Raw genomic sequence first — 23,007 nt, 5'->3', positions numbered from 1 at the left:
TTTAAGTCTAAAATTAAAATAATGTTCTCACATTAAAAAAGCGCAACCAGTTTTTGGATTGCGCTTTTTTTTATTCTGTTACTATACTATTACTTTTTTCTAAAGATCTACAGCTATTGTTTTGGTTTGAAAAGTAGTGTTATCTTTACTTTTTATTCTTTCTAATAAAAGTTTTGCAGTCTCTTTACCTATTTCTTTAGCATTTTGGTTAATTACAATAAGTGAAGAGTCATACTTCGATTGTAAATCATTACAAAATCCAGCAATAGAAATCTTACAATTCTTTTTTTGTAACTTATTTGTTAAAACAATGGCGTTTAAAACACTTTTTTCATTTAGTCCAAAAACACCATCAATAGTAGGATCACTTTTTAATAAAGCTGCCAATTTTTGTTTTAACCCCTTAGATCTATCGTCTATTATAACCTTACATTTCACATCCGACTTGTATTTTTCAATTGCTTTTTCAAAGCCTTGTCTTCTTAAATCTAAATGCTGTAACGTATTCGTTTTACAGGTAATAACAATATGTTTACAATTTCTTTCTTTTATTAAATATTCAGTTGCATCAAAAGCAGCTTGATAATCATCTGTAATCACTTTATCACAAATTAACTCATCACAAATTCTATCAAAAAGCACTACTGGTGTACCATTATCAATTAATTGTTTTATATGAGCATACTCTTTTTTTTCTACTGCTTCTTTAGAAACGCAAATAATTAATCCGTCAACAAAACCACTAGACATAACAGACAAATTTTTGGTTTCCTTTTCTATAAAATCATTAGAAATAGAAGTAATTAATTTGTAACCATTATCATCTAAATAACTTTCTACACCTATTAATACTTTTGCGTAAAACGGATTCAATATGTTAGGTATAATTAAACCTATGGTACTAGTAGTTCCTTTTCTAAAACTAGAAGCAAAACTATTTGGTGTATAGTTATTTGCTTTAGCATATTCTAAAACTCTTTTTTTTGTTTCAACACCAATTTCTGGACTATTAGAAAGGGCTTTAGAAACTGTAGATACAGAAATCTCTAAAGCTTGGGCAATAGATGCTAAAGTTGTTCTTTTGGTTGGCATTTAACGGGAGTTTTAAAATTTAAATTATATTTTCAGTCTTAAAAAAAAGGCAATACTTAACAAAATTAATGCTTTTATTCCTTTTCTTTATCATTATCGCATTTTTTAAGATAAAAACCTACGTAATTTACATAAAAAAAGCTTCTCTAATTAGAGAAGCTTTTTAGTCTGTACAGGCGGAGAGACTCGAACTCTCACACCTCGCGGCACTAGATCCTAAGTCTAGCGTGTCTACCAATTCCACCACGCCTGCAACTTTTCCGATTATTTCGGACTGCAAATATAAACAATACTTTGAATATTCATAACATCTCAATAAAGAAAATTATTTACTTTTTGTACTTTTACAAAAACCGTAAATTTTATTATGCAAAATATTAAAAAATATATCGATCAACATAAAGACAGATTCTTAGACGAATTGACAGAACTACTTAAAATACCGTCAATTAGCGCAGATTCTGCATACAAAAACGATGTTTTAAAAACAGCAGACCACATAAAGGCTAGTTTAGAAAAAGCGGGTTGTGAAAATGTAGAAATTTGTGAAACTAAAGGATATCCTATTGTATATGGTGATAAAATTATAGATAAAAACTTACCAACAGTGCTTGTTTATGGTCATTATGATGTGCAACCACCAGATCCTATTAACTTATGGAACTCTCCTCCTTTTGAGCCTGTAATTAAAAAAACAGAACTACACCCAGAAGGTGCTATTTTTGCTCGTGGTGCTTGTGATGACAAGGGGCAAATGTACATGCATGTAAAAGCCATGGAGCTAATGACCCAAACCAACCAACTACCATGTAATGTAAAATTCATGATAGAAGGTGAAGAAGAAGTGGGTAGTTCTAGCCTTTCTGACTTTGTAAAAGAAAATCACGAAAAACTAAGTAATGATGTTATTTTAATCTCAGACACAGGAATGATTGCTCCAGATGTTCCTTCTATTACCACAGGATTACGTGGTTTAAGTTATGTTGAAGTAGAAATCACAGGACCAAACAGAGATTTACACTCTGGTTTATATGGTGGTGCCGTAGCAAATCCAATAAACGTGCTAACTAAAATGATTGCTTCTTTGCACGACGAAAACAACCACATTACTATTCCTGGTTTTTATGATAAGGTAGAAGAACTAAGTAAAGAAGAAAGAGCAGAAATGGCAAAAGCACCATTCTCTCTTGATAACTATAAAAAAGCATTAGATATAGACGCCGTTTATGGTGAAGCGGGCTACTCTACTAACGAGAGAAACTCTATAAGACCAACCCTAGACGTAAACGGAATTTGGGGAGGTTACACAGGTGAAGGCGCAAAAACAGTAATTGCAAGCCAAGCATTTGCAAAAATATCAATGCGTTTAGTACCAAACCAAGACTGGAAAGAAATTACAGAACTCTTTAAAAAACACTTTGAAAGTATTGCTCCAGAAGGTGTAAAAGTAAAAGTAACACCGCATCATGGAGGCCAAGGTTATGTAACACCAATTGACAGTGTTGGCTACCAAGCTGCTAGCAAAGCCTATGCAGATACTTTTGGAAAAACTCCAATTCCGCAACGTAGTGGAGGTAGTATTCCTATTGTTTCTCTTTTTGAGCAAGAATTAAAAAGCAAAACCATACTTATGGGCTTTGGTTTAGATAGTGATGCCATTCACTCACCAAACGAACACTTTGGCGTTTGGAACTACTTAAAAGGTATAGAAACCATTCCTTACTTCTATCACTATTTTACAGAACTAAATAAATAATATTTGGGTGTTACCACCTTTTGCTTTTTTAAGTAAGCAAAAGGTGGTCGCGCTTTCCATTATATCTTTTTTTGCCTTATATGGAAGCAAAAAAAGGATGTCATTTCAATCGCTAACACAAGAGCAACCCTAACCATTACATGAAAAACAATCACGTAAATCACCTATTAGAGCTCACGTTTGCAACACTACTTATTAGCACCTCTGGTGTATTAGGTAAATATATAGACATGCCAACAGAAGTAATCGTTTGGTGGCGAAGCGCTTTAGCGCTTATTATTCTTTTTATTTATTGTAAATACAAAAAAGTAAACCTAAAAATAAACTCTAAAAAAGACATGCTTACCTTTGTTATAAGCGCTTTTTTTATGGGAGGACATTGGATATCGTATTTTTATGCGCTTAAATTATCTAACGTTGCCTTAGGCATGCTTTCCTTGTTTACCTTTCCAATAATAATTGCTCTTTTAGAACCCTTGTTTATACAAGTAAAGTTCGACCCCATGCATATTGTTTTAGGAGCACTAGTACTATTAGGCCTTTATATTCTTTCGCCAGAATTTAATTTAGAAAACACACATGTAAAGGGAGTTTTATTAGGACTTCTTTCTGCATTTTGTTATGCCATTAGAACCCTAATTTTAAAACAGCACGTTGCAAAATATGATGGCACTGCATTAATGCTGTATCAAATTTTTATTCTTACCATTGTTCTTGCTCCTGTATTGTTTTTTATGGATACCAGCAACATCAAAACACAATACCCTTTTGTTATCATGCTTGCACTTATAACCACAGCAATAGGTCATACTTTATTTATTAAAAGTTTGAACTATTTTAAAGTAAGCACAGCAAGTATTATAAGTAGTACACAACCTGTTTTTGGTATACTATTGGCCTACATTTTTTTAAACGAAATACCTACTCTTAACACCTATATTGGTGGTTCTTTAATTATAGCTACCGTTTTAATAGAGAGTTTTAGATCGAAGCAGAAAAAAACTATTTAATCTTTAAGTATTTTAGCAAGACTAGATCTAGTACTTGTATTTGCTTTTAAAAAATAAACACCACTAGCTAAATCACTTAAATTTAAAATTGTTTTATTTTTTGAAGAAGTTTCACTTAGCACCAATTTTCCAGTAATATCATACAGTTCTAACACGACATCTTCTTGTTGGTTAAACATTTCTACAACCAAATTTTCTTGTACAGGGTTAGGATAAAATAAAATCTCTGCTGCATCAAATTCCTGTAAACCAAGAGAATCAAAAACAATACATTCACTTTTTTCAATACAAGAACCCGAAGTAATTTCTACAGCATAGGTACCATTTATGGTTGGTGTAAAACTTTGGTTTGTTGCTCCTGCAATAGCAGTATTTGTATCACAATTCACCCATTGGTAAGAAACAGCATCTTGATTAGCAACTAAAGTATTTGTACTCTGAGTAACGGTATTATCAACATTTACAAGTCCTGCTTTAGTTACCATATACCCCATTATAAGCTTAGAAAGCTCAAAATAATACGGAAAATTTAGTGTATTATAGGTATCACTTGAGCTATGGTAAAAAGGTGTTTGGTCATTTGTTTCCCAAGACTCACCAACCAATACCGCAGAATAATCTTGATTCCAAAAGCGAGAATGATCACTAGCAGTAGTACCAGGATTTACAACGTTAACCTCTAAAGTAAAACCGTATTCGGGAGTATTTAAAATAGAGATAATATCATCTTTCATGGTTAAAGAATTAGCAACATCTCTAACATCAATATCAAAGTTATTATCATTATTTCCATCATAACCCATCATGTCAATATTTAAAACACCTAAAATATTGTCATTATTTGTAGCAGCTTGATTGGCATAGTATCCAGCACCTACTAAACCTATTTCCTCTTCATCCCAAAGAGCATAAACAATAGTATTATCTAAACATTGTGTAGATAAAATTCTTGCTATCTCTAAAACAGTAGCTGTTCCTGATGCGTTATCATCTGCGCAATAATCTGCAACAGTATCATAATGTGCACAAATTATGTAAATGTTATCCGGATTTGTTTTCCCTAACTGTGTAGCAATAATGTTTCTTCTTCCTGTTTCCCCATTAATTAATTGGTTGGTAACAGTTATATTATTTAAGTTATTTAATTTCTGATATAAATAATCTGCAGCAAGTTCATTATTAGAATACACCCTATTGGTTATTGTAACCTCGTCTCCATTAATTGTAGTAGGTTGCTCTCCAGAAAACTCTCTTAAGGTAAGTTGCAAAGAATCTAAATCCATTTTATTTATAATTTCTGAAATAGATTGCGCCTGCACCAAAGAGCTTGCAAACAATAAGAATACCAAAATAAACGATAACTTTTTCATAAAATAAATAGCATAATTTAAGTGTAAAGGTAATACAATTATACTGTTTTATCTCCTCTACATTTGTAGAATTGATATTTTTATTCTACATTTGTAGAGAACAATCTAAATATGTAGAGATGCAATTATCAAAAACAGAAGAAGATTTAATGAACCATCTTTGGAAACTAGAAAAAGCTTTTATGAAAGATTTACTAGAAGCCTACCCAGAGCCAAAACCAGCTAACACAACCGTTGCAACGCTATTAAAACGTATGACAGATAAAGGTTTTATTGCCTACACCTTGTTTGGCAATTCTCGTGAATATTATCCTTTAGTAAAGAAAAAAGATTATTTCTCTAAACATGTTAACGGATTAATAAAGAATTTTTTTGACAATAGCAGTTCACAATTCGCTTCCTTTTTTACCAAAGAAACCAATCTATCTAAAAAAGAATTAGAAGATTTAAGAAGTATTATAGACCAAGAAATAAAAAATAAATAGTCATGGAAATCGCTCTATTAAAATCCAGTCTATGTTTACTTGCCTTTCTTACTTTTTATAAAGTATTTTTAGAAAGAACCAGTAACCATATATTTAAACGTTTCTACCTATTAGCAGTTATTGTAATTTCTATAGGCATTCCGTTTATAACAGTTATAGAGTATATAGAGCCTCAAAATACCATAGCCAATTTTCAAGAACTAACAGATTTTTCTAAAACCAAAAAACCAACCATTAAAGAAACAACAAACTATACACCTATGGTTTTATGGAGTATTTATGGTATAGGAGTACTTTTATTTTTAACACGATTTATTTACAATCTTACTTCTATTCTATTAAAAATAAAAAGAAACCCAAAACAAAAATCTACCAATTACACACATGTATTATTAAAAGAACTTGTAATTCCGCATACTTTTTTTAGTTATATTTTTTTAAATAAAACAACATTTAAAAATAAGAAAATACCTGAAGAAGTTTTGCTTCATGAACAAACACATGCACAACAAAAGCACAGTGCAGATATACTATTTATAGAGTTACTACAAATTATATTTTGGTTTCATCCTCTGGTTTACCTCTTAAAAAAACACATAAAATTAAACCATGAATTTTTAGCAGATCAAGCCGTTTTAAATCATGGTATAGAAAGTACAAATTATCTAAAAACCTTGCTATCGTTCTCATCAAACCAGCAAGAACTCACTTTAGAACACGCAATCAATTATTCATCCATCAAAAAACGATTTACAATTATGAAAACACAAACATCTAAACAAACATTTTGGCTTCGTAGTTTACTACTACTGCCTCTTTTAGGAATCCTTATTTTTAGTTTTAGCACTAAAAAACAGGTTGAGAAAGAAAAAGAACCTCTATTTTCAGAAATAACCAAGAAAACATTACCAACCATTAATGATCATAAAATTGGTTGTAATAACTGTAAGATAGAACTTTCTGAAAAAGATTTTACACAGTTAAAACTTAACACAACTACTGAAGATGAAGTTATTTATTTTGAAGTAAAATTTCCTGGCCAGCCAACACTATCGGTTCATAGTAATTTTTTAAACAAAAAAGCGATTACTTTTCTTAATGAAAACAAGTCAAATGAAGACATTCAAATCTTGAATATCAAAACAAAAAAAGAAACTTTAGATGCTTACATTTTAATACAATTAAAAAAGGGAGATATAAAGCAAGAAACATTGCCAACTATTAACGGTATTACATGTGATGGTAGTACATTAAACCTATCTAAAAAAGGAATTGAAAATCTAATATTAGGAACAACTACCAATCAAAAAATAGAAAGCTTTCTTTTTAAAATAGCAGGTAAATCAACTGTAAAAATAATAGGAAACAGTTTAAATGAAGAAGCTAAAAACCAATTAAATAATTTAAAAATTGGAACGATGGTTCAGTTATTCAATTTAAAAACGGAAACCGATAAATTACCACCAATTCTAATTAATTTAGTAGCTAAAAACGATAAGAATTATTCACAATCCCCTATGGTTAAAAAAGGTGAGGTAAGTGATATTCCTCCTCCTCCTGCAGCACCTAAAGTATTACAAGGCGAAATTTCTAATATTCCGCCACCACCACCTCCAAAATCTCCTCTAGATCATGTTATTGATATGGAAAAAAAAGGCGCTATTTTTTATTTTGAAGGAAAAAAAATAACTTCAGATGAAGCAATAGCAATTTTAAAAGCGAATAAAGAATTAAACATTTCAACCAAAACAAACAATGATATTTCTGTAGTTAATATAACAACAAAAGGAATAACTATAGATGATTAAAATTTGTAAAAACTATAATTAAAAATTAAAGCCTCGAAATTCGGAGGCTTTTTTTTTATTAAAACTGTAACAAAAAACCGCTTTTCGCGTTCTAATAGTCTAATCATCAATCAAATCAATCAATCATGTTAAAACAATTTTTCATTATCTGCTCTGGGGCAGACACCAACATTCTCAAAGACTGCTCTAATGGCGAGCAAAACAAATATGCAGGAATTGGTGCTACCGTTTTCTTCACAGCTGTTATGGCTTTTATAGCCTCAAGCTATGCTCTTTTTACCGTTTTTGACTCCTTGTATTCGGCACTGTTTTTTGGTGTTATTTGGGGATTACTTATTTTTAATTTAGATAGGTTTATTGTTTCTACCATAAAGAAAAGAGAGCGTTTTAAAGATGAATTTATCCAAGCATCACCAAGAATCATATTGGCAATTATTATTGCAATAGTGATTTCTAAACCATTAGAATTAAAGCTTTTTGAAAAGGAAATAAACCAGGTACTCTTAGAACAAAAAAACGAACTTACACTAGCAAATCAAGATCAAATTGCATTACAGTTTACTCCAAAAATGGAAGCACTTGAAAACAACATTACAGCCTTACAAACCGAAATAGAAACCAAAGAAACCGAAGTGAATGCTTTGTACGCTATTTACATTAATGAAGCCGAAGGAACTGCTGGAACAAAACTTTTAGGCAAAGGACCTGTTTACAAAGAAAAACGCGATAAGCACGATGCTGCTTTAGCAGAATTGCAAGAACTAAAAAACACGAATAAAGAAAAAATTACTGCAACCGAAAAAGAAATTGTACAACTTAAATTAGATTACCAAACAGAAGTTGCAAGCACACAACCTATTATTGATGGATTTGATGGCTTAATGGCAAGAATAAATGCCTTAAATAAACTACCTTGGTTACCTAGTCTGTTTATCTTTTTATTGTTTTTAGCTATTGAAACTTCGCCAATTATAGCAAAGCTATTAGCAAGTAAAGGAGAGTACGATTTTAAGTATGAAAACCAAGAACACAAAGTAAAAACCTGGACTACACAACAAATATATCAGGAAAAAAGGATGCTTGAAGCAGATAATGCTCTTAATGATAAAGTGTATAAAGACCTTGCTCAAGAAGAAGCTCTTTATGCATATAAAAAGAAAATGGCTCGCGAGTTAATACAAAAACAACAAGAAGCTTTTTATGCAAAACAGACTAAAATATTGTAAGTTACAATAGCTTAGTCTGTTTATATATAAGTTATAAAAAATTGTAAAAAGCAAACACTTTATACATCTGTATATCCAAAAGGATTGTCTATACTATGCATAGGCTCTGTAAACCATTTAGGACCCTCTTTAGTCATATAAATATGATCTTCTAATCGAATTCCAAATTGATCTGGAACACAAATCATAGGTTCATTACTAAAGGTCATACCTTCTTTTAAAACGGTCTTATCATTGCTTACAATATATGGCCACTCATGAATACCTAAGCCAATACCATGTCCTGTTCTGTGTGGTAATCCTGGTAATGTATAATCTGGTCCTAATCCATGAGATTCAAGAACCACTCTAGAAGCATTATCTATATCTGCACAAGTGTTTCCTAATTGCGCTGCATCAAAAGCTGCTTGTTGGGTTTCTTTTTCTATATTCCAAAAACGTTTTTGTTCTTCATTTGCTTCCCCAAAAACATAAGTTCTAGTAATATCTGAAATATAATCGTGTACCATACAACCAGTATCTACCAATACCACATCGTTTTCTTCTAAATTTTTAGGCGATTTTACACCATGTGGAAAAGAAGAATCTACACCAAACAGTACAATACAGAAATACGACCCAGCGGTTGCTCCGTATTTTTTATGTGCTTCATGAATAAAATTGGTTACTTCTTGTGCAGAAATACCTACGTATAATATTCTTGCTACTGCCTTATGTACCTCTAAAGTAATATTCATAGCATGTTGCATGATAGCAATTTCTGCTTCCGACTTTATCATTCTACATCCTGCAGAAATGGGCTTGGCATTTACTAACTCATAATTGTTTTGACAGTTTTTAATACCATCTATAATAAAAAAAGGAGTTGCTTCATCCATTGCTACATTACCAGAAGTTACACCATTTTCTTTTAAAATAGATACGAATAATTGGTGTGGAGACTCATGCTCTTCCCAGCCTTTAATATCGCCATCTATAAGCATAAATTCATAAATAGTTCCTTTTTCAAATTCTGGAGCGATATAAATTAGTGTTCCGTTAGCAAATAACACAGCACCAACCATACGTTCGCTAGCACTCCATTTCATTCCTGTAAAGTAAAACAAATTGGTGCCTGCATTTAAATACATTGCTGGTATGTTTTGCTCTTGCATAAGTTTACATGCCTTATCCATTCTTTGCTGAAACTCTTCTTTTTGTATTGGTGGCACTAAATGTGCTATTGGTTTAATTGCCGCTAATTCGGCTTCTATTGTTGACCCTCCTATTCCTATCATATTATTTTTTATTTTGTATTAAAGCTTCAATGTCTTCTATTTCAATAGGCATTGCTGCTGTTAAATTAATATTTCCGTTTTCTGTGATTAGATAATCATTTTCTAATCTGCAACCTATACCTTCTTCTGGAATATAAATTCCAGGCTCGCAGGTAAGCACCATTCCTATTTCAAAAGGACGAGAATAAAGCCCTACATCATGCACATCTAAGCCCATATGGTGTGCTGTACCATGCATAAAGTATTTTTTGTATAATGGTTTTTCTGGGTCTTGATTTTTTACTGCCTCCGCATCTAATAAACCTAATTTTATTAATTCGGCTTCTACTAAACTTGCTATACTTTTTTCGTAATCTGCAGGAAACACACCAGGTTGTATTAGTTTGCTTCCTTCTTTTAAACAATGCAAAACAGCATTATAGACTTCTTTTTGTCTTGGGCTAAATGTACCGTTTACAGGAAAACAACGCGTGGTATCACTATTATAGTTTGCATAACAAACACCAAAATCCATAAGAACCATTTCGCCATCTTTGCAAACAGCATCATTAGCGTTATAATGTAATGCACAGGCATTTTTACCGGAAGCTACAATAGGTTTAAACGCATGTCTTGTTGCACCAGACTTTATTAAATTATAGGTTAATTCTGCTTCTAGCGCATACTCTTTAATATTTGGTGCTACTGTTTGCAGAACCCTTTTAAAACCAGCAACACTTATGTCTGCTGCTTTTTGTATAAGCGCAACTTCTTCTTTAGCTTTTATTGGCCTTAAATCTCTGGTTATTTTTGCCGCTCTATAATATTGATGTAAGGGATATTTTTGTTTACACCATTGTATCATTCTGTCTTGTTGTGTTTCTTGGTCTTTTGTAACCCGTTTAAGGTGTTCATTATGCCCAAGATAAAAGCCATCTGCTTCAAAAGCCATGTATTGTAGCAGCATTTCAAAATCTGAAGTTGAAGCTACACGTTCTATTCCTGAAATTTGTGTTGCTTGTTGTTTACTTAATTTTTCGCCATCATAAATTTTTTCTTGCTCGGTGCTTTCTTTTATAAATAAAATGGCTTTATTTTCTTTTTTATATGCATCTGGATATAATACCAAAATGGTTTCTTCTTGGTCTATTCCTGATAGGTAAAACAAATCATTGTTTTGTGTAAATGCCATAATATCATCGGCATTGTTATGCTTGACATCATTTGAGGTAAGAATAGCAATGGTATTGGGTTTCATTTTTGAAGTAAAGCGACTTCTGTTTTCTTGAAATAAAGTATTGGGAATTGTTTGGTATCTCATATTAGATGCTTCTGTATAGATAAAAAAATTAAGTAGTTTTTGTATTGATACGTCTTTTAAGTCTTATTTGGTAAGACTAAATATAGTGTGCGTATGTTTAAATGTGTTGTTGGTTTTTAAGTAAAACTAACAACATCATGTAGACCTGTTTTTTTTGAACCTTTTAATAAATATGTAGTGTAAAGGCTAAAACGAAAGAACGAATTATAATTTCATTGACCTAATGGTCAACGCATAGTTAGGCTACTATGTTTACAAGTGTGTTGGTTTTGCAATTGCTTGTTTACTATGATACAGCTGCGTTAAGGATAGCAACGGCATCCTTTTTTATTTTTCTTAAAAAAGATATAGTGAATAGCCTGACCTTTTATAATTTTTTAAGGTTTTTTTATTCCTTAAAAAATTACAAAAGGAAACGCCAAAATATTATATTTTCTTTACGTATTCTGTAATAATAACTATTTGTGTTGGGCCAACTTTACCTTCAATATAGGTTTCGTTATCACGGTCTAAACGAATGTTTCTTACTGCTGTACCTTGTTTAGCAACCATACTAGACCCTTTTACTTTAAGGTCTTTTATAAGCACTACAGAATCTCCGGTTTCTAGCACCACACCATTTACATCTCTATGTACTAATTTATCTGCCTCGTCTTCACCTTCACCTGTAGCTTTTGCCCACTCTAAGGTATCTTCTTCAAGGTACATCATGTCTAAAAGATCTTGTGGCCAGCCTTCTGCTCGTAAACGAGAAAGCATACGCCAAGCTACAACCTTTACAGCGTCATGCTCACTCCACATACTATCATTTAAACACCTCCAATGATTTGCGTCTGTAGTATCTGGATTTTCTATTTGGTCAATACAGGTTTTACAAGCCATAAGGCTTTCTTCTAACCCTCCTTTTTTTGTAGGAAGTACTGTATAAACGCTAATATTTTCTGGATTAGCACACAACTCACATTGTGAGCCACTACGTTTTTGTAAATCTCTTTCTAAACTCATTATAAATATATTTTTGAAAAAACAAAAATACATTTATTATAACAGTGCAACAAGAAGAAACAGTATTAAGCTACTTGATTAGAATTAAAATGGTTAGATAATTGACCATTACCTAAACCTATAATAGATAATTTTTTGTTTTTTGTGAGTGCCTCGTTATGTAATTGTACAATAGCAACAACTCCCTGGTTATCTATATTACCAAGTTCTTGCAGGTTTAGCACAACATCATCTGCTTTACTAAAAGCATCTTTTAATTGTTTTTTAAAAAGAGACACGTTAGTCTTAACCAGACTTCCTTTTACTTTGTATGTATTATTATTTTTTGTAACAATGAGTTTCATAATTTTTCTTTTATTAATAAATGAATTGGTGCTATAGCCAATTATTTACTTTTAAGCTGCGTCAATAGTCCTTAAGTGGTCAAACATTTCTTTACTTCCTATTCCTGTAATAAAAAAAGCTTTGTGTGTTTTTAAAGATTGTTTGTATAACATTTCAAAAGCACATACACCTTCTTGATCTATACTTTTTAATTCGTCAATATTTATAACCAACTCATTGGTTTGATTAAAAATATTTTTAAAATGGGATTGAAATTTTTCTACGTTTGTTTTATTAAGTATTCCTTTTACTTGAAACGTGTTTAGTGAATTTGTGATTTCTAGTGCCATATTTTATTAGTATTAAAATTATAAAATGGAATGCGCTATTAATCACTATAAAGATGTGACTTATTATTAAACAAGCCTAATATGTTCGATAAAATGCTTTATAAATTGTTGAATGCAAGAAAACGTAATACTATTCATTCATTAAATTAAAGAGTCTCGCTGTTTCTTGGTTAACCCTCTTACTACCAAATCATAAGAATGATCAATAAGTTGAAAAATAAATTTTGAAGACAAGTCTCTTTGATATAATTGTACGGTGTTCCAGTGTTTTTTATTCATGTGGTAGCCTGGCGCTATACTTTTATATGTTGCACGAAGTTCTTGTGCATAATCGGGATTGCATTTTAAATTAATAGAAGGCGTACCTGATTCCCAATTTTTTAAGGAAGTTAAGGCGTACATTTTACCAAGTACTTTAAATACTAGCGTGTTTTCATCAAAAGGAAAATGCTCTGTAACTCCTTTTTTATGTAAACAATATTCGCGAAGCTGTTCTATATCCATATTCAATTGCAACAAAAATGAAAACCTACTCTTTAATTAGCTTGACTTTTTTTTCTTCTAATTTTAAAGCCGAATAATCTAATTTCCAACCAATGGTTTCTACAATATTTTCCATAAGTAAAATTGTTTCTAGGGCTTCTTTTTGTGCTACTTCTATTAAACCACTTTCTGGAACTTTGTCTAAAATATGTTGTTTGGCTTCTTGGTTTAATCCTGTTAAATCTGAAGCTTCAAATTTATTAAAATACCCATCTTTTTTATCGTAATAATTTAAGTTGGTTTCTACGGTAAGGACTTCTGGTTGCGGAAAATATTTGATTATAATTTTCTTGTTTTCTTTATCTGACTCTAGTTCTATTTTACTTAAGTCATAACCTACATGTGCTTTGGCATTAATTACTACCAAGGCCTTTTTTTTGCTGGTAACTAGTTTTAAAAAACGTTCTTTTACATCTTCATAATGGTAAATTTCTGCAAAATCTCCTTCTACAGTTATAAATTTACAAACGGTTTTAATTTTATCTAAAAGCAATAAAGATTGTGTGTTTACTAATTGCTTTTTTTTAATTGATTTAACATAAGTAACTACTCCTAAACTAGCTAAAACTCCTATGATAATTCCTAAAAATGCTTCCATTTATTTACTTGGTTTATTTTTTATTGAGCAAATTATATACCAAAACTTAATCGCTTAATAGCGCATATAAAATAGGCTTACTTGGCGAAGCATCATTTTCAAAAGGTGCTATTTGTAAATTTAGAAAATAGGTACCATCTTCCACCGTATTTGGCACAAAAATAAGTTCTGTAATGGTTGCATTAAGGCGTGTTTTTCCTTTTCCTTTTGTGTTCCAAAAAGCATTGTGTGCTAAAAGCGCTCCTTCATCTTTTTCTTTATCAACACTTGGTAAATCTATTAATAAGTGGTCTACGCCTTTTGTTTTTAAATACGTAGCAGCTTCTTCTAACAAATAAGGAGGGTTGGTATGTGAATATTGCCTAGATAATTTTTCATTTGTATTTGGCAAAGTTCTTATAACTACTGCTTTTCTTTTTTTGTTTCCTAAAGCAAATTGTATTTGTTTTTTAGAAATCACAAAATCTTCTCCTAGCTTTTCTGGAGCAACCGTTATTACCTCTGCTAAAAAGAAAAACTTTTTTAAATTTTTATTTAAAGAGTGTACTTTTTCTGTAATATGACCAACACATTCTGTATGTGTACCATGTGCATGCGGATTAAAAAAGATATTATTAAAATTGATACATGCTCCTTCTTTTACACTTGCTGTCCAGCCCTGATCTTGAAATGGTTCTATCGTTGGTTCTTTTAAATACCAAGCATTTACGTTGTTTTTTGATGCTATTAAAGGAATAGAAATATCTAAAGGTTTAGATAAATCTATTTTATATTTTTGAGAATTGGTTTCTATAGTTGCTATCATTAATACTGAATTTTTTCAGAGATTTTCTAAAATTCTATTATTTCAAATATAAGTAAAAGAAGTTGTTTATATAAGGCCTTAAAGCTTCAATTGCATGTAAAGACTCTTTATACACTAAAAAAACCAAGTGTTTTAAACAATAAACATTTCGGAAGCTATTCCGTCTACCAAAAATTTTCCTTTTTGGGTTGCTATTATAAAAGTTTCTTCAATAAGACCAGAAGTACAACTAGTGGTTTTTAATAAACCGCTTTCTATATATTTTTGAGATACTTTTAATATATGAGATTTATAATCTATACCAAAATTTGTTTCTATTTTTTGTAATGAAACTCCCCAAATGGTTCGTAAGCCTGTCATTACATACTCGTTATATTGATCTTGCGGGCTTAAAGTTTCTATAGTATTTGGCAACAGCTTATTTTGTATACTTTGTATGTATTTGGTATTGTTAGCTACATTCCAACTACGTTGTGTTTTACTAAACGAATGTGCCGAAGGACCAATACCAATATAGCTTTTACCTTGCCAGTAGCTTGTATTGTGTTTAGAGAAAAAGTTAGGTTTACCAAAATTTGAAATTTCATAATGTACAAAACCTTGCTTTTGGGTTTCTGCTACCAAATGATTAAAATGTTGCAATGCCAAATCTTCATCTATTGGCGGATAGTTTCCTTTTGCAATAAAAGTAGCCAAGGCTGTTTTAGGTTCTACAGTTAAAGCGTAGCTTGAAATATGATTTACACCAAAAGAAAATGCTTTTTCTAGGTTAGCCTGCCATTTTTTAAGCGACATATTAGGAATACCATAAATAAGATCTATAGTAATATTATTGTAATATTGCGATGCATATTCAAGACATTTTTCTGCCTCTTCTGCATGATGCGCTCTGTTCATGCTTTGCAAATCATCTTCAAAAAAAGATTGCACACCAATACTCAATCTGTTGATTGGTGTTTTAGACAATTGAACAATCCTGTCTTTGGTTAAATCGTCTGGATTTGCCTCAAGTGTAATCTCTGTATTTTTAGATACATTATAGTTTTGGTGCACTGTGTTAATTAATAATAACAGTTCATTATTGGTAAGTAACGATGGTGTTCCTCCTCCAAAATAAATAGTTTCTACTACTTGATTTTTCAGCTCATTTTTACGGAGTGCAAGCTCTGTAATTAATGCGTGTACCAACTCGTCTTTCTTTTTCATGGAAGTAGAAAAATGAAAATCGCAATAATGACATGCTTGCTTGCAAAATGGTATGTGAATGTAGATGCCTGAGATAATTGTTTGTTTTATGAATTATTAAACTTTTAATTTTCTTTTAAATGAAGTGTACTATAACTGCCTTGAAAATTGCAAGAATTTCTAAGCTCAAAACTATAAGTGTTTTGCTAAAAGGTGTTATATCACATTTATATTTTTTTTGAATTTTACTTTTATATTATTTTAAAGTAGATTTCTGCTTTTACAGCAATGACAAAAACACTATTTCTTAACCCGATCTGCATTCTGTTTCACAAAACTATCCCAACCAGAATAGCTTTTACCAACAGTTACTTTACCAGAATTATAAAAATGACAAACTGCAGCTGCCAAGCCATCTGTAGCATCTAAATTTTTAGGTATGGTTTTTAAACCCAGTAAACTTTGTAGCATTTTTGCAACCTGCTCTTTGCTGGCGTTTCCATTACCTGTAATTGCCATTTTTATCTTTTTTGGCAGGTATTCTGTAATTGGTATTTCTCTTGAAAGTCCTGCTGCCATAGCAACTCCTTGTGCTCTACCAAGCTTTAACATACTTTGCACGTTTTTACCAAAAAAAGGTGCTTCAATAGCAATTTCGTCTGGATGGTGTGTATCTATTAACTCGATAGTACGCTCAAAAATAAGTTTTAGTTTAAGATAATGGTCTGTATATTTTTTTAAATCTAACTCATTCAATTGCAAGAATTCCATCTTTTTGTTCTTCACTCTAATGAGTCCAAACCCCATAATGGTTGTTCCTGGATCTATTCCTAAAATAATTCTTTCTTCGCTCATTATTGGCAATAGTAACAACCGCTTAAAGAAATAGAAACACCTATGGTTGCTGTTAAAAGGTTTCCGTTAAAAGTACCAAATCCGTCAAAAGTGGTATCATAATCGCTACTAAAAGCATAAATATAAGAGGTGTCTAAAAACACCGAAAGCCCTTGCGAAATTCCGTAATGAAACTCTAATCCTGCCATCGCGTTTAAAAAGGATGTATTATTATCTGTATAAATCCCTAAAGGTTTTACAAAGGTATATCCTGGCCCTGCATGTGCTATGATTGCATAACTATTTGGCACGCTAATTAAACCACCAAGATCATATACAGCCTGTAAATTAATTCTAGAATAATTGACTTTAAATTCTGGAGAATCACTATTTGTTGCATTAGAAATTCGGTTATAGCCATAATCTAATTTTGCTCCAAAATTTCTGCTAAACATACGTTGTAAGCCAATATGAACCGTTGGAAAATTAATAGGTTTTGCCTCAAAATTAGTTACAAATGCGCTTTGACTAGGACTATTAATTCCTACCGCAAATTGCGCTTTCCATGTGCTAGTTTCGGTTTGCGAAAAACCAGAAAAAGACATAAAACTTAGTAGTAAAAAGCATAAGGAATACTTATTTTTTTTTATTCGCATAATCATATAGCAATATTGTTTTAATTTGCGCATTTTAACGCAAAATGTTTAGAGCACTACCTTACAAAACTAATCAATTCTTTTTTGTACTTATTAAATTAAGCATTGTAATTGGTGCTTTTTATTTTATCTACAATAAACTAACTACAAATAGCGATTTAAATTTTAATGAATTCATTGTTTTTTTAACCAAAAACCATGTTTTTTCATTAAAAAATGCACTTTTTTTAGTTTTTTTAAGCCTATTTAACTGGTTATTTGAAATTAAAAAATGGCAAATTTTAGTTTCTTCTATAAAAACAATATCCTTTTATGAAGCCTCAAAACAAAGCTTAGGAGCCTTAACAGCTTCGCTTTTAACACCAAACAGAATAGGTGATTATGGTGCAAAAGCTTTATATTTTACTTCTATTTACAGAAAACGCATTGTACTATTAAACCTTTTAGGTAACCTAATGCAAATGAGTATTACAACCCTATTTGGTATGGTTGGTTGGTATTTTTTTGTTGTAGAATACAATGTAGATGTTGCTAATTTTAAAGCATCCAGGTTTTTATTTATTATGGTTATAATTTCTATTTTATCGTTTATAGGATTAAAGCAAAAACACTTTACCATAAAAGGTTTTTCTGTAGAAAAAGTAATCCATTTCATTAAAAATATGGCTATAAAAATCAAGGTTTCCTCCTTTTTATTATCACTTGTAAGATACCTGGTTTTTTCATTTCAGTTTTACTTTTTACTAGACATTTTTGGTGTTGAAGTTTCTTATTTTCATGCCATGGTTGCAATTACAAGCATGTATTTACTCGCTTCTGTAATTCCTTCTATTTTTATTTTTGATGTAATTATAAAAGGAAGCGTAGCTGTGTATATTTTTACAACTGTTCAAGTAAACGAATTCACTATTTTAAGTATTGTAATGCTCATGTGGATTTTAAATTTTGTGTTACCAAGCCTAGTAGGAAGCTATTATGTACTTACCTTTACACCACAAAAAAACAAAACGGCATGATCTTATTAGTTTTTGTTACTATAATTATTAGTTACCTGGTTTTAATAGGAAGTTTAGCCTTTGGTTTTGAAAAAGTAAAGTCCTTTACATTAGAAGATGTAGAAGCTAAAACTGGCTTTTCTGTTATAATTCCGTTTAGAAACGAAGCCGAAAATTTACCCGAACTTCTAGCATCTATAGAAACGTTACAATACCCAAAACATTTGTTTGAAATTATTTTAGTAGATGATGCTTCTGAAGACGCTTCGGTTGCAATTATAAAAGATTATATTTCAACAAAAAAAACGGCATCTGCCTCAAGTAATATACGTATTATTAAAAACATACGTAACAGCCTTTCTCCAAAAAAAGATGCCATAACCTCTGCTATACAAGTTGCAAACCACAATTGGATAGTTACTACAGATGCAGACTGTGTACTACCTAAATTTTGGCTAGACAGTTTTGATGCTTTTATTCAAAAAACCGAAACCCATTTTATAGTTGCTCCAGTTACTTACAGCAAGGTAAACTCTTTTTTAAAACGCTTTCAATTACTAGATATTTTAAGTCTTCAAGGAGCTACCATTGGCGGTTTTGGCATACAAAAACCCTTTTTATGCAATGGTGCTAATCTAGCTTATAAAAAGGACTTATTTAACACAGTTAAAGGCTTTAAAGGCAATACAAATATTGCTAGTGGTGACGATATTTTTTTATTAGAAAAAGCATTAAAACAAGACGCTAAGAAAGTACACTATTTAAAATGCCAACACACTATTGTAACTACAGAAGCAGAGAAAACAATAAGCAATTTAATTGCGCAACGCGTACGCTGGGCATCTAAATCTACTAATTACAAAAACAGCTTTGCTAAAGTGGTTGGCTTGTTAGTTTTACTTACCAATGCTTCTATAATTTGCGCATTAATTTTAAGTATTACTGGTATTATTAACTTTAATTTTTTTATCTATCTTTTTTTAATAAAATGTAGTATAGACTTTTTATTAGTGTTTAAAACCGTTCGTTTTTATAAACAAGAAGCTTTTTTATCTTCTTTTTTATTTAGCTGTATTTTGTATCCATTTTTTAGTATTTATGTGGTTTTTGTTTCGGTGTTTACTAATTATAAATGGAAAGGAAGAGCATTTAAAAAATAATGGTAATTCCGTTTTAAATTTTGTAGTTTTACAAGAACCTTCTTAAAAATATAACATGAAAAAACTATTACTTTTACTTTGTATTATTTTCATGAGCACTTCTGCTATAGCTCAAAATACCTACACGATAAACAATGAAGAACTAACGCTTAAAACAGAAATAGAGGGTGATTTAGATTTACTTTGGAACACCATTGACAGCCAATTCAGGTATTTTGTTAAAACTACAGACAATACAATTATAGAACTTGTAAATACTAAAGATAGCAACAACAAATACCAAGAAGAATATAAAACGGTTTTAAACACAGTAAGCAACAATAGCATACCTACCAAAAAGGTAAACCTAACACTACCTAGTTTAAGATCTTTTTTTGATTTATACAATGCTTCACAAGACGCTAATTACAAGCAAACAGAAAGAGTAAAAATAAAGACCAGAATTGGTGTTTTTGGAGGTGTAACCAACAACCCTTTTGTAGAAAACCCTGACAATAAAACTACTGCTTTATTTGGTGCAGAACTCGAGTTTTTTGGTTCTAAAATCATGCCAAGACACGCAGGTTTTATTGGCGTAAGACATGCAGCAGAGCATAAAGATTTTAAATATGCTGCTACACAAATAGCACTAGGTTATAGGTATAGATTTATTAACCAATCTAATTTTAATATATATGCCAATGTGAAATTTGCAACCTATACCATTACCAATACAGAAAATGATAGTGGTGGTGTTTTTGATGCTCCTTTTATTTTTGGCTTAGGTACTGATATTAAAGTTTGTGAAAACGGCTTTATAACTTTTGCTTACAATGAATTATTCTCTATTTTTATTGATAACCAAGGCAATTTTCCAATAGATTTTGCTGTTGGTTATAAGATGAATTTATAATGCGGTTAAACAAAACTTCAAACCCAGCTTTTACAGATTATTTTTGGAATGACAGAAAATCATCTGCCGCAAAAATGACAGTTACAGGCATCATTTTTAAATCGCTTTTATGCATTGCTATAATTGCTGCAATTACTGTAGGCATCTGGAAACTATATAGCGTAGGATACGACATAGAATGGTTTTTATATGGAGGCATCATTTCTTCTATACTAATTAGCATAGTTATCTCTTACAAAAACAATTGGGCTCCTTTTTTAGTACCTGTTTACGCTATTGCTAAGGGCTGTTTTTTAGGTGGAATAAGTAGTTTTGCGCATGCCAAATTCCCCAATATGCCATACCAAGCCATTGGCGTTACTATTATTACCTTTTTTACGATACTTTTTTTGTACCAAACCAGAATTATAGTAGTAACACAAAAACTAAAAAGCATTATTATTACTGCTGCTGCCAGTATATTTTTAGTTTATATTATTTCCTGGATTTTAAGCTTTTTTGGAATTCAATCTTTTATTGGTGGAACCTCACTTATAGCCATTGCTTTTAATATTATTGCTGCAATTGTAGCCTCACTTACACTTCTTTTAGATTTTCAATATATAGAAAGACAAAAAAACAAAGCAACTAAAAACAAAGAATGGTTAGCCACTTGGGGACTTTTAGTTTCTTTGGTTTGGCTGTACGTAGAAATTTTACGATTAATGAAAAAATTCGCGATTAGATAGACTATTTAATCACTTTAAAACAAGTTTAAAAAACTTAAACAGACTAATTTACTTCAATACGTATAGGTAAAGTAAATTGCGTTTTTACTTGTTGCCCTCTTTTAATAGCTGGATATATTTTGGGCAAAAAAATTAAACCTTGATGTAGTAAGATTTCAAGATTTGGTATTTCTGCCATGGTAACAGAATCTATTTCTGCATCTACTAGTTGTAGTTCTCCTTTTTCTGAGATTTGAAAACGCACCTTAACCGTATCTTGAATGTCTTGAGTTACTACTATTTTTTCTGAAGACAAGGTTTTATAAATAGTATTGGTTATTGTGGTTTGAAAACACTTTTTCTTACCAGCATTATCTAATAACAAATCACAAGTTTCAAAACTTGGGTAAACATCTACTTCATTCCAATTAAATGCTTGTAGCTCTTCTTCAAGAATAGCTTCTGAAGATGTTTTCTTCACATTAAAATAGCTACACGAAGTGAAACTTATAAGAATAAAAAAAATAAAAATTCTATGCATACTATTATTAAGAAACCGAAATGTACAATTTTATATTTAAAATCCTTACTTGTTTATAACAAACAGATTAGAATACCTCTTATAAACTTATTAATCTTTTAAAAGCAACACTACTTTTTATCAATTTTAAAAATGAATGGATAAAAAAAAGGACTATTTATGGTTTTGGCTTCAAAGTTAAAAAAATGAATTTGGTTTAAGTTAAATATATAAAAAAGTGCTGTTTTTATACTGATTTAATAAATTTTGTTTGAGTTTTTTTGAGGTTTTACAAAGACATATAAAAACGAACAAAACACTAATTTGCAACTATTTAAAACAAAAACATTCTATTTTTATTTCTATTCGTTGAAATATACTTATAAAGCATTCTAGTAAAATTTAATTATTTAACTTCTATAGCATTTTGCGTTAAAAAATGTAACATTATGAAATGAGTTTCGTCTTATATTAAAAAATGTATGGATATATTTTTAGCTCTTTTAGGCTTCCTTTTTATAATTATTGGACTTATAGGTAGTTTTCTCCCTATACTTCCTGGCCCACCAATGAGCTGGGTTGGGCTTTTACTTTTATATCTCACCAAAGCTGTACCTAATGACACCTGGTTTTTAGTTGTTACTTTAGTAGTTGCTCTATTGGTTTTTGCTTTAGATTATATAATACCAGCACTTGGTACTAAAAAATTTGGTGGTAGCAAAATGGGTATGATTGGTACTACTGTAGGTTTATTAATTTCTATATTTTTTCCAATATTTGGTGCTTTTGGTATAATAATATGGCCTTTTATTGGAGCGCTAGTAGGGGAGTTAATTAATAAAGCAGATTCTCAAACTGCTATTAAAGCTGCTTTTGGTTCTTTTTTAGGCTTTTTAACAGGAACCTTTTTAAAGTTTATTGTAGCCATAGTTTATTTAGGTTTCTTCATCATGACTTTTTGGGAATATAAAGCATCTATTTTTGCTTTTTAAATACTATATAAAACAGAAAAAGCCTTATAGTTTCATAAAAAATGAAATAATAAGGCTTAATACATGCTATAAATCAACTTATTTTAATTTGAGGGGATTAATTAACTATGCTTTTGT

The 23,007-nt window shown here is 30.8% G+C and carries 24 protein-coding genes and 1 tRNA gene; 10 read left to right on the top strand and 15 right to left on the bottom strand.

What is annotated here, in order from left to right; translation table 11 throughout:
• Positions 1-99: 99 nt before the first annotated feature.
• Positions 100-1,092, bottom strand: a complete 993-nt coding sequence (locus KO494_RS06080; RefSeq protein ID WP_215966711.1) for a LacI family DNA-binding transcriptional regulator — start codon at positions 1,090-1,092, stop codon at positions 100-102.
• 171 nt (positions 1,093-1,263) lie between these two features.
• Positions 1,264-1,345, bottom strand: a tRNA-Leu gene (locus KO494_RS06075).
• A 114-nt stretch (positions 1,346-1,459) separates the two neighbouring features.
• Here KO494_RS06075 and KO494_RS06070 point away from each other — a divergent pair.
• Positions 1,460-2,848, top strand: a complete 1,389-nt coding sequence (locus tag KO494_RS06070; protein WP_215966710.1) for a dipeptidase — start codon at positions 1,460-1,462, stop codon at positions 2,846-2,848.
• A 140-nt stretch (positions 2,849-2,988) separates the two neighbouring features.
• Positions 2,989-3,858 (top strand): DMT family transporter, encoded by an 870-nt coding sequence (locus KO494_RS06065; protein ID WP_215966709.1) that lies wholly within the window; start codon positions 2,989-2,991, stop codon positions 3,856-3,858.
• Here KO494_RS06065 and KO494_RS06060 read toward each other — a convergent pair.
• On the bottom strand, positions 3,855-5,228 hold the full coding sequence (locus KO494_RS06060) for a M28 family peptidase (protein ID WP_215966708.1): 1,374 nt from the start codon (positions 5,226-5,228) through the stop codon (positions 3,855-3,857). The genes KO494_RS06065 and KO494_RS06060 overlap by 4 nt on opposite strands.
• 119 nt (positions 5,229-5,347) lie before the next feature.
• On the opposite strand from KO494_RS06060, the gene KO494_RS06055 reads away from it, so the two are divergent.
• The 3 genes from KO494_RS06055 to KO494_RS06045 all read left to right on the top strand — a co-directional run bounded on the left by KO494_RS06055 (position 5,348) and on the right by KO494_RS06045 (position 8,747).
• A complete protein-coding gene (locus KO494_RS06055) occupies positions 5,348-5,713 on the top strand; it encodes a BlaI/MecI/CopY family transcriptional regulator (protein ID WP_215966707.1) in 366 nt (121 codons plus the stop codon).
• Positions 5,714-5,715: 2 nt separating this feature from the next.
• Positions 5,716-7,521, top strand: a complete 1,806-nt coding sequence (locus KO494_RS06050) for a M56 family metallopeptidase (protein ID WP_215966706.1) — start codon at positions 5,716-5,718, stop codon at positions 7,519-7,521.
• Between the two features lie 125 nt (positions 7,522-7,646).
• Complete coding sequence (locus KO494_RS06045) at positions 7,647-8,747, top strand: DUF4407 domain-containing protein (protein WP_215966705.1); 1,101 nt, start codon at positions 7,647-7,649, stop codon at positions 8,745-8,747.
• A 59-nt stretch (positions 8,748-8,806) separates the two neighbouring features.
• Here KO494_RS06045 and KO494_RS06040 read toward each other — a convergent pair whose 3' ends face one another.
• The 11 genes from KO494_RS06040 to KO494_RS05990 form a co-directional block, all read right to left on the bottom strand.
• A complete protein-coding gene (locus KO494_RS06040) occupies positions 8,807-10,024 on the bottom strand; it encodes a Xaa-Pro peptidase family protein (protein WP_215966704.1) in 1,218 nt (405 codons plus the stop codon).
• Between the two features lies 1 nt (position 10,025).
• A complete protein-coding gene (locus KO494_RS06035) occupies positions 10,026-11,324 on the bottom strand; it encodes an aminopeptidase P family protein (RefSeq protein WP_215966703.1) in 1,299 nt (432 codons plus the stop codon).
• A gap of 426 nt (positions 11,325-11,750) precedes the next feature.
• Complete coding sequence (locus KO494_RS06030; RefSeq protein WP_215966702.1) at positions 11,751-12,329, bottom strand: alkylphosphonate utilization protein; 579 nt, start codon at positions 12,327-12,329, stop codon at positions 11,751-11,753.
• 65 nt (positions 12,330-12,394) lie between these two features.
• Positions 12,395-12,673: an STAS domain-containing protein gene (locus tag KO494_RS06025; protein WP_215966701.1), complete on the bottom strand. Its 279-nt coding sequence runs from the start codon at positions 12,671-12,673 to the stop codon at positions 12,395-12,397.
• A 51-nt stretch (positions 12,674-12,724) separates the two neighbouring features.
• Positions 12,725-13,003: an STAS domain-containing protein gene (locus tag KO494_RS06020; protein ID WP_215966700.1), complete on the bottom strand. Its 279-nt coding sequence runs from the start codon at positions 13,001-13,003 to the stop codon at positions 12,725-12,727.
• A gap of 141 nt (positions 13,004-13,144) precedes the next feature.
• Positions 13,145-13,507 (bottom strand): MmcQ/YjbR family DNA-binding protein, encoded by a 363-nt coding sequence (locus tag KO494_RS06015; RefSeq protein ID WP_215966699.1) that lies wholly within the window; start codon positions 13,505-13,507, stop codon positions 13,145-13,147.
• 25 nt (positions 13,508-13,532) lie between these two features.
• The gene (locus tag KO494_RS06010; RefSeq protein WP_215966698.1) at positions 13,533-14,144 is read right to left on the bottom strand and encodes a DUF4230 domain-containing protein; all 612 of its coding nucleotides are present in this window, start codon (positions 14,142-14,144) and stop codon (positions 13,533-13,535) included.
• A gap of 46 nt (positions 14,145-14,190) precedes the next feature.
• On the bottom strand, positions 14,191-14,949 hold the full coding sequence (locus KO494_RS06005) for a cyclase family protein (protein ID WP_215966697.1): 759 nt from the start codon (positions 14,947-14,949) through the stop codon (positions 14,191-14,193).
• Between the two features lie 132 nt (positions 14,950-15,081).
• A complete protein-coding gene (gene hemW / locus KO494_RS06000; RefSeq protein WP_215967020.1) occupies positions 15,082-16,230 on the bottom strand; it encodes a radical SAM family heme chaperone HemW in 1,149 nt (382 codons plus the stop codon).
• A 204-nt stretch (positions 16,231-16,434) separates the two neighbouring features.
• The gene (gene ruvC, locus KO494_RS05995; RefSeq protein WP_215966696.1) at positions 16,435-16,989 is read right to left on the bottom strand and encodes a crossover junction endodeoxyribonuclease RuvC; all 555 of its coding nucleotides are present in this window, start codon (positions 16,987-16,989) and stop codon (positions 16,435-16,437) included.
• Positions 16,989-17,624, bottom strand: a complete 636-nt coding sequence (locus KO494_RS05990) for an outer membrane protein (RefSeq protein WP_215966695.1) — start codon at positions 17,622-17,624, stop codon at positions 16,989-16,991. Before KO494_RS05990 ends, ruvC begins: the two co-directional genes overlap by 1 nt.
• A 44-nt stretch (positions 17,625-17,668) precedes the next feature.
• Here KO494_RS05990 and KO494_RS05985 point away from each other — a divergent pair, with 44 nt between their 5' ends.
• The 4 genes from KO494_RS05985 to KO494_RS05970 are packed head-to-tail and all read left to right on the top strand — an operon-like array spanning position 17,669 to position 21,399.
• Positions 17,669-18,640, top strand: coding sequence for a lysylphosphatidylglycerol synthase domain-containing protein (locus KO494_RS05985; RefSeq protein WP_215966694.1), 972 nt, complete (start codon positions 17,669-17,671; stop codon positions 18,638-18,640).
• A complete protein-coding gene (locus tag KO494_RS05980) occupies positions 18,637-19,779 on the top strand; it encodes a glycosyltransferase (protein WP_215966693.1) in 1,143 nt (380 codons plus the stop codon). Before KO494_RS05985 ends, KO494_RS05980 begins: the two co-directional genes overlap by 4 nt.
• Positions 19,780-19,834: 55 nt before the next feature.
• On the top strand, positions 19,835-20,671 hold the full coding sequence (locus KO494_RS05975) for a hypothetical protein (RefSeq protein WP_215966692.1): 837 nt from the start codon (positions 19,835-19,837) through the stop codon (positions 20,669-20,671).
• Positions 20,671-21,399 (top strand): Bax inhibitor-1/YccA family protein, encoded by a 729-nt coding sequence (locus tag KO494_RS05970; RefSeq protein WP_215966691.1) that lies wholly within the window; start codon positions 20,671-20,673, stop codon positions 21,397-21,399. The genes KO494_RS05975 and KO494_RS05970 overlap by 1 nt, the downstream gene beginning before the upstream one ends.
• A 43-nt stretch (positions 21,400-21,442) precedes the next feature.
• On the opposite strand, the gene KO494_RS05965 is transcribed toward KO494_RS05970, so the two are convergent.
• Positions 21,443-21,859, bottom strand: coding sequence for a hypothetical protein (locus KO494_RS05965; protein ID WP_303427105.1), 417 nt, complete (start codon positions 21,857-21,859; stop codon positions 21,443-21,445).
• A 521-nt stretch (positions 21,860-22,380) separates the two neighbouring features.
• Between KO494_RS05965 and KO494_RS05960 the strand changes: the two genes are divergently transcribed.
• On the top strand, positions 22,381-22,890 hold the full coding sequence (locus KO494_RS05960; protein ID WP_215966689.1) for a DUF456 domain-containing protein: 510 nt from the start codon (positions 22,381-22,383) through the stop codon (positions 22,888-22,890).
• Positions 22,891-23,007 lie beyond the last annotated feature (117 nt).

The sequence above is a fragment of the Lacinutrix sp. C3R15 genome (assembly GCF_018860825.1).
In the GTDB taxonomy this organism is placed as follows: Bacteria; Bacteroidota; Bacteroidia; order Flavobacteriales; family Flavobacteriaceae; genus Oceanihabitans.
The sequence above is the reverse complement of the archived record's forward strand: the minus strand, read 5'-3'. Positions and strand labels throughout refer to the sequence as shown.